This is a genomic window from Synechococcus sp. CCY9201, from assembly GCF_034931105.1.
Lineage (GTDB): Bacteria > Cyanobacteriota > Cyanobacteriia > PCC-6307 > Cyanobiaceae > CBW1002.
On record NZ_JAYGIC010000116.1, the window covers coordinates 1 to 14,293 of the forward strand.

The 14,293-nt window shown below is 66.0% G+C and carries 15 protein-coding genes and 1 pseudogene; 8 read left to right on the forward strand and 8 right to left on the reverse strand.

Annotated elements, in window-relative coordinates:
- Both VB716_RS11220 and gghA read left to right on the forward strand, forming a co-directional pair.
- Positions 1 to 425, forward strand: a pseudogene (locus VB716_RS11220) (hypothetical protein); the annotation flags it as partial.
- Between the two features lie 87 nt (positions 426 to 512).
- Positions 513 to 2,954 carry a glucosylglycerol hydrolase gene (gghA, locus tag VB716_RS11225; RefSeq protein WP_323270518.1) on the forward strand — a complete coding sequence of 814 codons (2,442 nt, stop codon included), beginning with the start codon at positions 513 to 515 and terminating at the stop codon, positions 2,952 to 2,954.
- Positions 2,955 to 2,987: 33 nt separating this feature from the next.
- On the opposite strand, the gene bchM is transcribed toward gghA, so the two are convergent.
- Entirely contained in the window at positions 2,988 to 3,686 is a 699-nt protein-coding gene (gene bchM / locus VB716_RS11230; protein ID WP_322758220.1) for a magnesium protoporphyrin IX methyltransferase, read from the reverse strand.
- Positions 3,687 to 3,724: 38 nt separating this feature from the next.
- A complete protein-coding gene (locus VB716_RS11235; RefSeq protein ID WP_323270519.1) occupies positions 3,725 to 4,879 on the reverse strand; it encodes an N-acetylglucosamine-6-phosphate deacetylase in 1,155 nt (384 codons plus the stop codon).
- 173 nt (positions 4,880 to 5,052) lie between these two features.
- On the opposite strand from VB716_RS11235, the gene purE reads away from it, so the two are divergent.
- Both purE and VB716_RS11245 read left to right on the forward strand, forming a co-directional pair.
- On the forward strand, positions 5,053 to 5,553 hold the full coding sequence (gene purE / locus VB716_RS11240) for a 5-(carboxyamino)imidazole ribonucleotide mutase (RefSeq protein ID WP_323270539.1): 501 nt from the start codon (positions 5,053 to 5,055) through the stop codon (positions 5,551 to 5,553).
- Complete coding sequence (locus tag VB716_RS11245; protein ID WP_323270520.1) at positions 5,546 to 6,628, forward strand: AI-2E family transporter; 1,083 nt, start codon at positions 5,546 to 5,548, stop codon at positions 6,626 to 6,628. The genes purE and VB716_RS11245 overlap by 8 nt, the downstream gene beginning before the upstream one ends.
- Here the strand turns inward: VB716_RS11245 and cysC are convergent.
- The 4 genes from cysC to VB716_RS11265 all read right to left on the reverse strand — a co-directional run bounded on the left by cysC (position 6,621) and on the right by VB716_RS11265 (position 8,564).
- Positions 6,621 to 7,280, reverse strand: coding sequence for an adenylyl-sulfate kinase (cysC, locus tag VB716_RS11250; RefSeq protein WP_197170878.1), 660 nt, complete (start codon positions 7,278 to 7,280; stop codon positions 6,621 to 6,623). The genes VB716_RS11245 and cysC overlap by 8 nt on opposite strands.
- Positions 7,281 to 7,344: 64 nt before the next feature.
- Positions 7,345 to 7,890 (reverse strand): hypothetical protein, encoded by a 546-nt coding sequence (locus VB716_RS11255; RefSeq protein WP_197171964.1) that lies wholly within the window; start codon positions 7,888 to 7,890, stop codon positions 7,345 to 7,347.
- A 57-nt stretch (positions 7,891 to 7,947) separates the two neighbouring features.
- On the reverse strand, positions 7,948 to 8,235 hold the full coding sequence (locus tag VB716_RS11260) for a cell division protein SepF (protein ID WP_323246601.1): 288 nt from the start codon (positions 8,233 to 8,235) through the stop codon (positions 7,948 to 7,950).
- Positions 8,236 to 8,360: 125 nt separating this feature from the next.
- Entirely contained in the window at positions 8,361 to 8,564 is a 204-nt protein-coding gene (locus VB716_RS11265; RefSeq protein WP_323246599.1) for a hypothetical protein, read from the reverse strand.
- A gap of 45 nt (positions 8,565 to 8,609) precedes the next feature.
- On the opposite strand from VB716_RS11265, the gene VB716_RS11270 reads away from it, so the two are divergent.
- Positions 8,610 to 9,170: a DUF1543 domain-containing protein gene (locus tag VB716_RS11270; RefSeq protein WP_197158521.1), complete on the forward strand. Its 561-nt coding sequence runs from the start codon at positions 8,610 to 8,612 to the stop codon at positions 9,168 to 9,170.
- Between the two features lie 45 nt (positions 9,171 to 9,215).
- Here VB716_RS11270 and VB716_RS11275 read toward each other — a convergent pair whose 3' ends face one another.
- The gene (locus tag VB716_RS11275) at positions 9,216 to 10,046 is read right to left on the reverse strand and encodes an ABC transporter ATP-binding protein (protein WP_323270521.1); all 831 of its coding nucleotides are present in this window, start codon (positions 10,044 to 10,046) and stop codon (positions 9,216 to 9,218) included.
- An 83-nt stretch (positions 10,047 to 10,129) separates the two neighbouring features.
- Between VB716_RS11275 and VB716_RS11280 the strand changes: the two genes are divergently transcribed.
- The 3 genes from VB716_RS11280 to VB716_RS11290 all read left to right on the forward strand — a co-directional run bounded on the left by VB716_RS11280 (position 10,130) and on the right by VB716_RS11290 (position 13,641).
- Complete coding sequence (locus VB716_RS11280; protein ID WP_197158520.1) at positions 10,130 to 10,891, forward strand: response regulator transcription factor; 762 nt, start codon at positions 10,130 to 10,132, stop codon at positions 10,889 to 10,891.
- A gap of 138 nt (positions 10,892 to 11,029) precedes the next feature.
- Positions 11,030 to 13,201 carry a calcium-binding protein gene (locus tag VB716_RS11285; RefSeq protein WP_323270522.1) on the forward strand — a complete coding sequence of 724 codons (2,172 nt, stop codon included), beginning with the start codon at positions 11,030 to 11,032 and terminating at the stop codon, positions 13,199 to 13,201.
- A gap of 191 nt (positions 13,202 to 13,392) precedes the next feature.
- On the forward strand, positions 13,393 to 13,641 hold the full coding sequence (locus VB716_RS11290; protein WP_323270523.1) for a hypothetical protein: 249 nt from the start codon (positions 13,393 to 13,395) through the stop codon (positions 13,639 to 13,641).
- An 86-nt stretch (positions 13,642 to 13,727) separates the two neighbouring features.
- Here the strand turns inward: VB716_RS11290 and VB716_RS11295 are convergent, their stop codons facing one another.
- Complete coding sequence (locus VB716_RS11295; protein ID WP_323270524.1) at positions 13,728 to 14,213, reverse strand: hypothetical protein; 486 nt, start codon at positions 14,211 to 14,213, stop codon at positions 13,728 to 13,730.
- Positions 14,214 to 14,293 lie beyond the last annotated feature (80 nt).

Below are 14,293 nucleotides of genomic sequence, written 5' to 3' on the forward strand. Positions count from 1 at the left end.
GGAGGCCTGGGGTGGGCACCTGGAATCCCGCCTGGCAGGGCGGCCGCTACTGGCAGGCCAGGCCATGGACTGCCGGCTGGTACCGCGTCAACCCGGCGGGCTGGGGCTGGTGGGGAGCGCGGTCGGCCGCCTGGGGAGTCGCCAGCCTGGCCACTGCGTCGGCCGTCACCGATCTGGTGGACGCGGCGGTGGAGGAGCACAACACCGTGATCGTGGTGCCCCAGACCTCGATTCAGCTCGACTACGCCTCGGTGCAGGCCGTGCCGCCGAAGGGCGCCAGCTTCGCCTATGCCATCGGCGGCGGCAGCTATTCCTATGGCCAGGCGGATTGCGACCAGGGCCTGTTGCAGGGCCAGCCCCCCAGCACGGCAGATCAGGCCCAGTTGCTCAATGCCGTGTGCCAGATCGCCTATGGACCCGGCTGACGCCGCTCCGCAGGCGTGCAACGGTGGGGCACAGCTCCCTTGCACCCGACGTTCGGAGAGCCGTCCGCCACAAACAGCAACAGATCGATGCCCGCCACCCCACCTGCGTCCATCGAGCTGGTGGCCGGCGCCACTGCGGAGCTGCTCACCTGGGCCGAGGCCATCGAGTCCAGCGATGCCACCACCTTCGAAAAGGCACGCCTGCTCGCCACCCGCCTCGGGGCCCGTGGACGAGCCGATGGGCTGACGGAGATCGGCTTCTGGACGCCGGAGCTGTCCACCGGTGTGATTCAGCCGAAGAACATCGTGCTGGAGGTGTTCACACCCCGCCAGGCGATTGATCCGGCGTTGGCCGACCAGGAGGTGCGCTTCCGCCGCGACTACGTGCAGCTCGAGAAGCAGGGCGATTACCACTGGGGGGTGCTGCGTGGCCTGCAGCAGGGCAACCGCGAGATAATCGGCTCCCTCTACTGGCTCCGCTATCTCAGCCCGGAAACCAACGCCGTGTGCATCGTGGGCGACTGCCTCGGCACCTCCTTCCCCTACGGCGTCTATGCCCCAGCCGAGCTCTACGACCTGGAGTCACTGCAGCGCACGCGGGCGGATCTGGCCTATTTCGAGACACAGAAGAAAAATCCTACCGTTGTTCCAGCGCCGCGGAACATTCTCCAGCTGCATGTCAAAACGGCATCCCCGAATGGCTACCTCTCGGGGCTGACGACCCTGTTCCGGGAGCTGGGCCGCAAGCTCAGCCGTGGGGAGAACCTCTCCCCGGCGGAAACCAATTTCCTCGGCTACGACGCCGTGCAGCTGCTGCCGACTGAACCCACGGTGGAATACCGGGGAGGGAGGCCCCATGAGGACGGCTTCTTCAGCCTGCGGGACGGCGATGAAGAGATGCTGGATCCGGAAACCGAAGGCATCGTCAGTGAATCCGCAACCGTGCGGGTGCAGCTGCGTCGCCCCGATCTCCAGAACTGGGGCTACGACGTGGTGATCTTCGCTGGAGCGGCCACCAACCCCGCCCTGCTGGAAACCCTGCGGCCGGATGAGCTGGTGGATTTCATCGCCACGTTGCATACCTTCCCCACCGGGCCGATCCGGTTGATCTACGACCTGGTGTATGGCCATGCCGACAATCAGGCGATCGACCTGCTGAACGGCCGTTTCCTCAAGGGGCCGAACATGTACGGCCAGGATGTGAATCATCAGAATCCCGTGGTACGGGCGATCCTGCTGGAGATGCAGCGCCGCAAGGTGAACACCGGCGCCGACGGCATCCGAATCGACGGCGGCCAGGATTTCAAGTTCTTCAACCCGATCAGCGGCCGGGTCGAGTACGACGATCCCTATCTGCTGGCGATGGGCGATCTCGTTCAGGAGATCGGCGGCGATCAGTGGCGTCCCTTTGTGATCTATGAGGATGGTCGACCCTGGCCGGCGGAGGGCTGGGAAGAGATCTCCACCTACCGAGACCTGGTGGAGCTGCGCCCGGATTCCTACCAGTGGGGACCGCTGATCTTCGCCCACAACACTCCGGCCCTGAAGGGTTTCTGGGCGCACAAATGGCACCGCGTCTGCGAGAAGATGCAGTTCGGCTCCCACTGGATCACCGGTTGCGGCAACCACGACACCCTGCGGCGCGGCACCCAGGTGGATCTGAACGAGCCGATCAATCACCACCTGGGCAGCAATCTTCAGCAGGTGCTCAACAATGCCTACGACAACCCGGCGATCGCGGCACTCACCTATGGCTTTGCGCCAGGGCTGCCGATGGATTTCATCCACTGTCTGATGCGCGCCCCCTGGGGCTTCTTTCGCAACACCGACGACCGCTATGCCGTGAAGGTGGTGGCAGAGGAAGCGCCGGGATTCCTCGATTGGCAAGTGACGCCGGAGTTGTTTGCAGAGGCAGCACTGTTTCCCCGCATCAAACAGCTGGGGTTCGCTGAGCTGGGGCAGCTCCGGCGGTTTCTCGCCCTGCTGGTCGAGACCATCATGGACACCGATTACGACCTTGAACGGATGGCCGAACACTGCGCGCGGGCCGTGCCGGTGGAGACCGCCGGCATCGATGTGTTCTGGCTGAAATCATTCGCCCGCCAGTTCATGGAAGACGTGCACGAGGCCTGCAATGTCTGGTTGCACGCCGATCGGCTGCAGCCCACCCAGGCCGACTTCAACCTCTCGCTGCGGCGCTTCCGCCAGGCCCGGCCCTGGCTGGGCGACAACCTCGCTCCGGCAGAGCGGCTCAATCTGCTGGCCATCCCATCCACCACCATCTTCTATGGGCTGCGCTGGGAGCCACCGATCACGATGGATCCATCCCGGCATGGGGTGGCCCTCGTGGCCCACATGGGCGGCGAGACCATGGAGGTCCGTCTGCAGGAACTCTTCCCGAGCCACTGCGGTGGCTGGCAGCTGCTGCTCGCCTCACCGGGCCTGGAGCTCACCGCAGTCGACCTGGCTGGCGATGCGATCGCGCTGAGTGACAGCCAGGCGCTGCTCTTGGAGCCCCTGGCAGGCTGAGGGTTCAGGCCACCAGGACTGCGGCCTGGAACCTCAGCCCCGCTTCTCGAATTCGATCAGCCGCGAGAAGTAGAAGGGGGCCTTGTTGAGGCTGCGGCGGATCGGCTGGAAGCCGCAGGCCATCGCCGCCTTGACGATCCCCTCTTCCCGCAGGGTGTAGGCGCGGGTGGTCTTGCTGGGGCCGGGGAACAGCTGGCCGATCCCCTTGAGCAGCGCCAGCAGGGGGGTGTAGGGGGCAAAGCTCACGATCAGGCGCTTCTGCGCCATGCCGGCCAGATGGCGCACCATCTCCTCAGCGGCCGCCTGGGGGTAATGGATGAACACATCCAGGCAGATCACTGTGTCGTAGTGGCCCTCGAGGGTCTCGAGATCAGAGGCCGTGAAACGCAGCTGCTCGCTGGAGATTCCGGCAGAGGCGGCCCGGCGGCCGGCTTCCTCCACCATGGCGGCGGACAGATCGCTGGCGGCGATCGATCCTGCCCCCAGCTGGGCCAGGGGCAGGCTGAGGCTGCCCACGCCACAGCCGGCATCGCAGAAGCTGCGGTTGGCCAGATCGCCCTGCTCCTGCAGCCAGGCCAGCACCTGATCGACGGTTTTCTGGTGGCCGATGCGGATATTGCGCTGGACCCGGTTCACCTCGGAGCTGTCGCTGTAGATGCGATTCCAGCGCTCGAAGCCGGTGCTGTTGAAATAGGCCTCCACCACGGCTTTCTCGGCTTCTTTCGTGGGCATGGGGCTGGAATTCGTCGCTGGGAATCGTGGCGCGGATCCTAGGCAGCGCGTCGCCAGGCCAGACCCGTGCCGTCCTGATGCCAGCGCAACGCCTCGCTGAGCGGGGTGCCCACCAGCATCGTTTCCACGGAGCGTTCGTCGCCAAGCACCCGCCGCGGCGACACCGTGGCCGCGGCGATCGCCTGCTCCGGCCGGCCGCTCCAGCTGGCGAGCCGCCGCACCCCCTCCAGCAGGGGCAGGGTGACGCCAGCCAGGGTGCCGTCCTCCAGGCGGCAGGAGCCGTCTTCCACGAGCAGCAGCCGCTCATCCCAGCGGTGGGCGCCTTCCCCCAGTCCGTAGGGCGCCAGGGCGTCACTCACCAGCACCAGCCGATCCGGCGCCAGCCGCTGCAGCAGCACCGCCATCGACGGGGCCACATGCACCCCGTCGGCGATCAGGCCCAGGGCCACAGTGCCCGCCAGGATCGCCGCCGCCACCGGTCCGGGGCTGCGGTGCTGCAGACCGTCCATGGCATTGAAGGTATGGGTCACCATGGTCACGCCGGCCCCATAGGCGTGCTGCGCTGCCGCCTCATCGGCGCCGCTATGGCCGAGGCTCACCACGATCCCCCGGGCCCGCAGGGCGTCGATCACGGCCTCGGCGCCGGCAAGCTCCGGGGCCAGGGTCACCAGATCGATGGCGTCCTCATGGCCGCCGATGCGCTCCTGCAGGGCCTCCAGGCTGGGCGGGCAGAGGTGCTGCGCTGGGTGGGCACCACGCCGTTGCGGCGCCAGAAACGGGCCTTCCAGGTGGGCGCCCAGCAGCCGGCAGCGCCCGGGCTGGTGCTGCTGGCGGGCCTGGTCCAACACCGTCAGGGCCTGGCGCAGGGGACCCACACCACAGGTCACCAGGGTGGGGCAGATCGCCTCCACCCCATCACTCCAGAGCCGCTCCAGCAACTGCAGCAAGGTCGGCAGATCCGCCGGGGTGAGTTCCGGGAAGGCGAGGCCGAGGCCACCGTTGATCTGCAGATCCACCCCGGCCGGGCTGAGCCAGTCGCCCCCCCAGGCCTCACCGGCGGCGGCGCTGCCGGCCGGGATCGGCTCCACCACAGCGATCTGACCCGCCTCATCGATGCCGATCCGCCAGGAGCGGTTGTGGCCATGGCGGCAGGGGGAAGCCTGGGGCAGGCGGACGTGGCTGAGCCAGCGCATGGCGAAAGCCGACCCGGCGGCGGGGCAGGCGGAAAGATGCCATCCTCTCTGGCTTGCTCCCTCGGCCCGTCGTCGGGCGTTGCCCTTTGGTGTCCTCCCCTTCCGCTGCCGCTGCCGGATCCGCTGCCGACGCGGTGGCGCCCCAGGCCCAGCCCGTGCGGGTGGCGGTGATCATGGGCAGCGATTCAGACCTGCCGACCCTGCAGCCCGGGGTGGCGATGCTGAAGCGGTTCGGGGTGAAAGCGGAGGTGCGGGTGCTCTCGGCCCATCGCACCCCCCTGGAGATGGTGCAGTTCGCCCGCGAAGCGGCAGGCCGCGGCCTGAAGGTGATCATCGCCGGCGCCGGCGGCGCCGCCCACCTGCCCGGCATGGTGGCCTCGCTCACCACCCTGCCGGTGATCGGCGTGCCGGTGCAGACCCGGGCCCTGGGGGGCGTGGATTCCCTCCATTCGATCGTGCAGATGCCCGCCGGCATCCCGGTGGCCACGGTGGCGATCGGCAATGGCACCAACGCCGCCCTGCTGGCCCTGCAGATCCTGGCCACCGCCGATGCGGAGCTGAGTGCCCAGCTGGAGGCCTACCGCAGCGACCTGCACGATCAGGTGGTGGCCAAGGACACCCGCCTGCAGGAGCTCGGCAGCAGCACGTATCTGGAGCAGATGCCCCATGCTTGAGCGCCTGGTGCTGCCCCCCTGGCTGCGGTTTGGCCTCGCCCTGCCGCTGCTTGTTCTCAACCTCTGGGTGCTGCGGCAGCTGCTGCTGCCCCTGGCGCCGTTTCCGGCCCTGTTCCTGGGGGCAGCCCTGATCGCCTTTCTGCTGGATCTGCCGGCCCGCTGGCTGAAGGATCGCGGCATGCCGCGGCTGCTGGCCCTGGCCCTGGTGCTGGGGGGCGCCCTGGGGCTGGTGGCCCTGGCGGGGCTGTGGCTGGTGCCGCGGCTGGTGCAGCAGCTCGGCGATCTGATCAATGCGCTGCCCTCCTGGCTGGCGGAGGGGGAACTGCTGCTGCAGAACCTGCAGGACTGGGCCGTGCAGCGGGGCCTCCCCAGCGACTTCGGCAATCTCAGCAGTGATCTGATCAGCCGCACCAGCCGGATTGCAAGCCAGGTGAGCCAGCAGCTGCTGGCCCTGCTGGGCACCACGCTGGGGATCACGATCAACACGCTGATCGTGCTGGTGCTGGCCGCCTTCCTGCTGCTGGGCGGCGACGCCATTGTGGCGGGGCTCGGGATCTGGTTACCGGCGGGGGTGCGCTCCCTGGTGCTCACCACCCTGGGACGCACCTTCCGCGGCTACTTCGCCGGCCAGGTGGTGCTCGCCCTGATCCTCAGCGGCGCCCAGATCGTGGTGTTCACCCTGCTGGGTATTCCCTACGGCGTGCTGTTCGCCGTGGCGATCGGCTTCACCACCTTGATCCCCTACGCCAGTGCCCTCACGATCGTGGTGGTGAGCGTGCTGCTGGCGCTGGAAGACCCCCGCACCGCTCTGGAGGTGCTGGCGGCCGCGATCAGCGTCGGCCAGGTGGTGGATCAGGTGATCCAGCCGCGGCTGATGGGCAGCATCGTGGGGCTGCAGCCGGCCTGGCTGCTGGTGAGTCTGCCGATCGGGGCCCGGGTGGGCAGCCTGATGGGCTTCGGGGAGCTGCTGGGCCTGCTCCTGGCGGTGCCCCTGGCCAGCTGCGTCAAGACCTTCCTCGATGCCTGGGGTGAACGCTTGCGGGCAGGGGAGGCACCGGGCGAGCCACTCAGTTGACCGCCGGGATGATGCCCTGCGCCTCGAGGTGGCTGATCACCTGGGCGACGCAGTCGTCCAGACTCTGACTGCCGGTATCGACCCGCAGTTCGGGGTTCTCCGGTTCCTCGTAGGGGCTGGAAATGCCGGTGAATTCCTTGATCTCACCCGCTCGGGCCTTGGCATAAAGGCCCTTGGTGTCGCGGTCTTCGCAGATGCTCAGGTCGGCGGCACAGTGGATCTCGATGAAATCGCCGGCCTCCACCAGCGAGCGGGCCTTGTCACGATCCGCCCGGAATGGCGACACGAAGGCGGTGAGCACCACCACGCCGGCATCCAGGAAGAGCTTGGCCACTTCACCGATGCGGCGGATGTTCTCCTCCCGATCGGCATCCGAGAAGCCCAGGTCCTTGCAGAGCCCGTGGCGGATGTTGTCGCCATCGAGTACGTAGCAGGCCAGGCCCTGCTCGAACAGAGCCGAGTTGACGGCGTTGGCCAGGGTGCTCTTGCCGGCACCACTCAGCCCGGTGAACCAGAGAATGGCGCTGCGGTGGCCGCGCTGGTGGGCCCGGGCGGCCCGGGTCACCGTGGAGTGGTGCCACACGATGTTGGTGGAAGCCCCCCGGCTGGTGAGCTCGCCGTAGGCGGGATTCGAGGCGGGGCTGGCAGTCATCGGGCGGCGCGGGACAGGAGGACGCAGACAGGCATTCTCCCCCGCACTCGCCGCGCTGCCGGCCTCAGACGCTCTGCAGCCGGCAGCGCAGCAGCGCCAGCGCCTCATCCGGCAGGCCGAGAAAGCGATCCAGCCACGGATCGCCGCAGGGGGGCACGGTGGCGACTCCCACCAGCACCCCCTCCCCGGCGGCATCCAGCGGCCGGCCCGCGAGGCGATGCCGCCGGCTGGCCACCGCCCCGGTGCTGAGCCTGGTGTCCACCAGCAGATCCGGAGCGGCGTAGAGGCTGCCGATGCGGAAGCGGAAGCGGGCCTGGAACTGCAGGCTGAGCTGGCCGCTGGCCGGATCCAGCTGACCGGCCAGGGCGGTGGGCACGATGGCGATGTGCAGAAACGGCGGCAGAGGAAGGCCTAGCTGACGGGTGTTTCGGCTGCACAGCTCAGGGATCACCACGCCGGCTGGATCGAACTGCACGTCGTGCAGACCCTCAGCCCCAGGGGAGGAAAGGTGGCCAAGCGCTCCACCACCGCGGGCGTCGTAGCGGAAGCGCGGATACCCGCCGATCGCCAGGCCACAGCCATCGAGGGTGTCGAGCTGGATGGAGGGCATGGGGGGTGTTGCGTCGTGCTGGATGTCGCGCTGGACATGGCGCTGAATGCCGTGCAATCAGTCGCGCTGGATCGAAACGCTTTCAGGAGCGAACAGGAACACCTGATCGCCGGCCCGTTCGGAGGAGCCATCGAGGGCGAAGACACCGCCGGCGAGGAAGTCGACCACCCGCTGGGACACATCCTCGTCCAGCTGGGAGAGGTCCACGAGGATGGTTTTCTGCTCGCGCACCAGCACCAGGGCCGCACATCCCTCCGAGAAGGAGCCGGGATGCACGACAACCACTTCGATCGGACGGATCCAGAAGGGGTCGTCGATGGCCTGCAAGGTGCCCTCAAGATCCATCGGGGGGATGGTGCGTCGACCGGATGCCGGATCATCACCCGGGCATCCAGCCTGCCCTGCCGGCAGCTGGCCTGGCGTTCATCCGGCTCCAGAGGATCAGCAGGGCAGCAGATCGCGCGCTTTGATCAGGAAGCCTCCTGATAGAGCGCTTCCAGCCGCTCGCGTTGAAGATCCACGTAGAGCACCGGCTCACCAGGCATGGGAGCTTCGGGATGACGGGGCGCCGCTGGGGGACTGGGGCGGCGGAATCCCTGGCTCATCAGGGCGAAGGAGCCGCCGAGCAGCACCGCAAAGACAATCAGATAGAGGATGGGGAACAGGACGTCCACGGGCGCACCGACGGTCCCCCAGACTAATGTAAAGATCTGTTAACCGTGACCGACGCGCCAGCGACTCCCCTCCTGTTCCTGGTGGTGCTCGGCGGTCGGACGGCCCGCTGCCACGTGGAGCTGCACGATGTGCGCTTTGTGGCGGGCGACTGCATCGAGGCCACCATCCCAGCCCTGCGCGCCCAGTGGTTCGGGCAGCGGCGCGGGCTGCACATCGACAGCTATGTGGCCGTGCATCGCGTGGATGGCTTCCAGGTGATGCTGCAGCCAGAGCCCCAGCAGGCCAGCGCCGAACGGCTCTACTTCGTGAACCTCGGTGCCTACGACCCTCGGCAGCTGGCGGAGTTGCACCAGTTCGGACTGGTGGTGGCCCGCTCACCCCAGGCCGCCAAGGCCAGGGCCAAGAGCCGCTGGCTGGTGGGAGCCACCGAGCAGCACAAAGACGATCTCTCCCTGCTCCAGGTGCTGCCGGAGGCGGACGACTGCCTCCCCCTGGCGCAGGTGGGAGCGTTGCACGTGCACCTGATCCCCGATCCGCAGGGGCGCCATCAGCCCCTGGTGCCCGACTGGTTCGGCTACCGGCGCATCGATCGGGATGACGTCTGATCGCGATCAGGCTGATCGTGATGCCAACGAACGCGATCAGGGCCTTCAGGCCGGCACCACCTGGCGGTAGCCGTTGGCGGTGCACACCTTCAAGGGGGTGTCGAACAGGGCGCTGAGGGGAGCGTCCTGCAGCAGAGCGTCGGCGGGGCCCTCGTTCACCACCCGCCCCTGGTTCAGCAGCACGGCTCGGCTGATCTCGGGAAGGATCGCCTCGATCTGATGGGTGACCAGCAGCAGGGTGGTGCCGGACTGGGCCAGCTGCCGCAGGATCGCCAGGAGCTGGTGCTTCGCCTGGAGGTCGAGGCCGTTGGTGGGTTCATCGAGCACCAGCACCTCGGGGTTGTGCACCAGGGCCCGGGCCAGCAGCAACCGGCGCCGCTGGCCATCGGACAGCTGGGCATAGGGCCGTTCCACCAGATCGGCCAGCCCCAGCTGCTCCATCAGCTCGGCCACCCGCTGGCGCTGGGGGAGGGTGGGCTGCTGACTGCGGCCGATCCCCACCGAGCCGAAGAAGCCGGAGAGCACCACATCAGCAGCGGGCACGCGGCCGACATAACCCGCCTGCAGATCCTGAGACACCAGGCCGATCCGGCCGCGCAGCTGCCAGAGGTTCACCGTCTCGCTGCCGAAGATCCGCAGCCGGGAGCCTGACCTGACCACGGGGTAGAGCTCGCGGCTGAGCAGCTTGATCAGGGAACTCTTGCCGGAGCCGTTGGGCCCCAGGATCACCGTGTGTTCGCCCAGGTGCAGCTGCAGGGAGAGGTCGTCGAAGACGCGGCGAGGTCCGAGCCAGACCTCGACCGCCTCAAGCTCCAGATAGGGGGTGGGGGTGAGCAAGCAGAGCCCGGACCATCGACCCACATGGTTGCGCACCAAGGCGGAGACAGCTGAAGAGGATCTTTCAGACGAAGCATCCAGCCATAAAATGATGTCTTGCGCAGGACGCGGCTGAGTATGGGATGACAGCTTCCGATTCACCGCTCGATTCCTCCTTCCCAGGCCTGCGGGCCCTTCACGACGCCACGCATCACCTGGGACTGGTGGAGCGGACCCGGCTGGTGATGGAACTCCTCAGCCACTACCAGGTGCTGGTCTGCAACCCCAACCGCACCTTCGGGGTGCTGCTGTTGAGCCATCTTCAGGAGTGGCGTGCCACTGGAGTCAGCCAGCGGCTGGTAGGCATCGCCCACACCAGCAATGAGGGGCGCTCGCTGATCGAGCGGGTCCAGGGGCGCCTGCTGGTGGTCACCACAGTGGCCCTGCAGGATGGCCCGGTCTACGGGTGGTCAGGAGAGTTGCACCGTCGCAGCTCACCCACCAAGGTGCTGATGCTGATGGATGCCGCCCATCGCACCACTGTGAAAACCGCGATCGATGCCGGTGTGGATGCGCTGCTGGTGCAGCACAACATCGGGCAAGGCGCGTTGCTGGAGGCCCTGGAAGCACTGGAAACCGGCCAGCGCTACCTCGATCCGGAGTGCCGGCTCGCCCTGGAAACACGCGAGCGGGCCAGCGACGAGCTCTCGGAACGCGAGATGGAGATCCTGCAGCTCGTAGCAGAAGGCTGCTCGAACCGGGAGATCGCCGGTCGGTTGTCCATCGCCGAGGTGACGGCCCGCGACCACGTCCAGAACATCCTGCGCAAGCTCCGGGTGGATAACCGCACCGCGGCCGTACTGGCGGGCGTGCGGCAGGGCTATCTGCACTGGACGAACACCTGAACACAGGATCAGCCAACGGACCAGGGATGCTGCACAGCACCCCTGCAGTTGAAGGATCCTGCAGAGCCATCCTGCATGTGCAGGATGGAATCGAACGGCGCTGATTGCACTCTGGGATCAAGAGAAATCAGATCCGCCATGAACCCTCTCACCCTCCATCCAGAACTTCCCATCTCGAGCGAACCGATCACGGCTGTGACTCCTGAGATCAGCGCCTACGAATCCCTGGATTCCGAAGGGGATCTACTGGTTCAAGAAGCAGAAGGGTTGCATGCAGACCCCGACCCAACCAGCACCTGGGAAACGCTTTCTTTACCCCCCTCCACAGAGACCCTCCATTTCTCGACGGCAACAGAAAGCATGGGCGGAGCACCCAGCGGAACCCTGCTGCACCACAGCAGGCACTATGTAGGCATGGGTCGCTGGACGAATGCATGGGTGTATTCCACCGGCGCGACGCACATGGCAGAAGGCTCGACCAACCTGGACAAACCCAACTGGGGATCACAACAACAGTCAGGAGGCACCGGCTTTTACGTTCCCAGCGAGATTTACGGCAATTCCCAGGACAACCTCATCGTGGGATACAACTCGGCGAAAACATCAAGTGGCGAGGAGTTCTACCACCACAATGACCGCATCGATGGTGGCGGAGGCAATGACACGATCTATGGCCAAAACGGCTATGACCTACTCCGAGGAGGAAGCGGCAACGACCATCTGCTGGGCGGCAACCACAACGACACGCTCGAGGGAGGCGACGGCCAGGACTTGCTGGAGGGAGGCAACGATCACGACCTGCTCCACGGCGGAGATGGCAACGATCGCCTGCTGAGCGGCACCGGCACAGACACCCTGATGGGGGGCGCCGGAGATGACTGGCTGATCGTGGATACGATGGCAGGGAGCGACCAGAACCGCCTGAGGGGCGGCAGCGGCTTCGACACCTTCGTGCTGAGCCCACTGGTGGCACCTGCGCTTCAATTCAATGAAGGCGTGGAAACCGCGTTTTCCCACTCCGTCGCCGCAAAGGGGCTGGGACGCGCAAGCGTAGTGGCACTTGCCACAGGGAACTTTGCTCTCTCTTCAGCCCTGAGTCTGGGACAGGGACTGCTCGAATACCTGAACTCCAACGACAGCACTGCCCCCTCCTACTCACTGCAGTGGAGCAAGGCGCAGATCATCACGGACTTCAACCCCTACGAAGACTCCCTGATCCTCAACCTGCATCCGGACAAAGACAAGCCCCAGATCGTGGCCAAGCAGTTCTCCAGCAACAGCGGAGGCTTCTATGTCATGCAGGAGATCAATGGCGCCCCCGCCTATCTCGCCGATGTCACCTTTGACATGGATGCCATGCTCGCCCACGCGCAGCGCAACGGACTCGGCCATCTCTCCAATACCGACCTGGCAGACCTGGCCTTCTCCACCCTGCGCCGCAGCTACGTGATCGCCGATGGCACTTCATCGCAACTGCAGATGCAGGAAGGCGAGCGGAGCGTGAACCTGGATGGCCTCGATCAGCTGGGCGGCGATTCGATGATCATCCTCGGTGCCCACGGGGCTACCACCGTCAGCAAGGGGGTCAACGGCGTCTCCTCCTTCAGCGGCACAGCGCTCGACGACATCCTGGAGGGTCACCACTCACCCAGCGCCAACCATCCCGACATGAGCCGCGCCGTGCTCTACGGACTCGCGGGGGACGACATCCTCATGGGCGGCGGCGGCTCCAATCTTCTCTATGGCGGGGAGGGCATCGACACGGCCTTCTACGGCTATGCCAGCAACAGCGCCACCCAGGGCATCACGGTGGACATGGCCACCACGGTGGATGGAGCGGTGCTGCTGCACAACGGCATCCGTGAGCTGGGCAAGCCGATGGTGGCGGAAGGTGCAGACCTGGACTACCTCTATGGGATCGAGAACATCGTGGGTTCGGACCGCGATGACATCATCCGCGGTGACGATGGAGACAATGTCCTGGCCAGTGGCATGGGCGACGACATCCTGGCCGGCCGCGGTGGGCGCGACACCTTTCTGCTCAATGGCGGCACTAACACCATTGAAGACTTCACAGGAGGCGTTGATCAGATTCAGATCGTCATGGAGGCCTACGACGGGGTCAGTTCAGGCTCTGATCTCCTGATCACCTATTCCGAGACGGACGGATTGGGCAGGATCTCCACAACAACTGGCACCAACATTGCGATTCTTGAGGATTTTGATCTTTCTAAGTTTGATATAGCCCGAGATGTCCAGCTCCTCGATGCCAAAGGCCAGGCCTTGCAGGCACGGGCAGAGTTGAGCTGATCTCCGACGAGGAGCACACAGACCCAGAGTCTGACGTGATCACAGGCGAGCCCATCCAGCCGCTCCTTCCGTGGGCCATCCAGCCACTGATTCCAGATGACGACATCACCGATGGGCTTTCGGATCCAGGCAACGGCTCGCAGGTCGATCAGGTAACCGGCATCCTGGTCAACAGCACGGATACGTATCTGATGGCACAGAGTGGCGTGGCGGAGCGCATCGTGATCCCCTACGCCTGGGGACAATCGCTCACGATTGATGGCTTCAATCCCAGCGAAGACGTGCTGGATCTGACCGTCTTCCGGAACGAATCCATCCTGCCGGGATTCATGGATCAGCCCGGCGACACTCTGGTGGATCTGGGCTTCAATGCTCAAACTATCAACCTGAGCGGGATTATGGTCGCAGATCTGACCCAGGGGGCGGTGCTGCTGAGCTGACTCATCGCGCCCAGGAGGATGCCGATCTCTCCCCTCAGGGGCCGCGAAGGCTTCTGGGGGGAATCAGGATGGGTTGGCCCCTCGGCTCATTCCAGGTCGACGGATTCGAGCAGGATGCGGCTGCGCATCAGCCGGTCAACATCGATTGACCAGGCAACGATCTGGCTGTGCTTGGCCTGCTCGTCGGCCTTCATCTCCTCCACCACCTCATCGTGGAAACCCTCCAGGTGGCGGACCAGCGTCAGGGCGATCTGCTGGTCTTCGGCGGTGCTGGTATCGAGCTGTTCGATCAGATCGAGCACCTCCTGCACCCTGGCACTCAGCTCCCGGTCGGGCTTCTCCGGACGCTCTGACCTGGCCTGCATGGCGATCAGTTCATCGGGGCTGCCGGGAATGCCGGTCGCCGGCGGCTCAGACGGGTCGGAGTCGACCATTTCGGGATGCACGCCCTCGTTGGGATCAGCGGGCTTGCCGCCGTGGTAGAGGTAACGGCCGCTGCGGCGCTGGGGCTCCCCCGACGAGGATTTCAGCGGCTGATCGGAAGGAAAGCCCATCGTAGAGGGGGGTGTCATTGTTCCCAGGATCGCGCCGATGGGGCGCAGCTGCCGTGTGTGTCGCGGTGGCAAGGGAGGCATCCAGGGAAATGCAGTCT

What these genes read in the sequence shown, in the direction of transcription:
- gghA (WP_323270518.1), top strand. Translation starts at nt 513, where the DNA reads ATGCCCGCCACCCCACCTGCGTCCATCGAGCTGGTGGCCGGCGCCACT.
- bchM (WP_322758220.1), bottom strand. Translation starts at nt 3,686, where the DNA reads ATGCCCACGAAAGAAGCCGAGAAAGCCGTGGTGGAGGCCTATTTCAAC.
- VB716_RS11235 (WP_323270519.1), bottom strand. Translation starts at nt 4,879, where the DNA reads ATGCGCTGGCTCAGCCACGTCCGCCTGCCCCAGGCTTCCCCCTGCCGC.
- purE (WP_323270539.1), top strand. Translation starts at nt 5,053, where the DNA reads ATGGGCAGCGATTCAGACCTGCCGACCCTGCAGCCCGGGGTGGCGATG.
- VB716_RS11245 (WP_323270520.1), top strand. Translation starts at nt 5,546, where the DNA reads ATGCTTGAGCGCCTGGTGCTGCCCCCCTGGCTGCGGTTTGGCCTCGCC.
- cysC (WP_197170878.1), bottom strand. Translation starts at nt 7,280, where the DNA reads ATGACTGCCAGCCCCGCCTCGAATCCCGCCTACGGCGAGCTCACCAGC.
- VB716_RS11255 (WP_197171964.1), bottom strand. Translation starts at nt 7,890, where the DNA reads ATGCCCTCCATCCAGCTCGACACCCTCGATGGCTGTGGCCTGGCGATC.
- VB716_RS11260 (WP_323246601.1), bottom strand. Translation starts at nt 8,235, where the DNA reads ATGGATCTTGAGGGCACCTTGCAGGCCATCGACGACCCCTTCTGGATC.
- VB716_RS11280 (WP_197158520.1), top strand. Translation starts at nt 10,130, where the DNA reads ATGACAGCTTCCGATTCACCGCTCGATTCCTCCTTCCCAGGCCTGCGG.
- VB716_RS11285 (WP_323270522.1), top strand. Translation starts at nt 11,030, where the DNA reads ATGAACCCTCTCACCCTCCATCCAGAACTTCCCATCTCGAGCGAACCG.
- VB716_RS11290 (WP_323270523.1), top strand. Translation starts at nt 13,393, where the DNA reads ATGGCACAGAGTGGCGTGGCGGAGCGCATCGTGATCCCCTACGCCTGG.
- VB716_RS11295 (WP_323270524.1), bottom strand. Translation starts at nt 14,213, where the DNA reads ATGACACCCCCCTCTACGATGGGCTTTCCTTCCGATCAGCCGCTGAAA.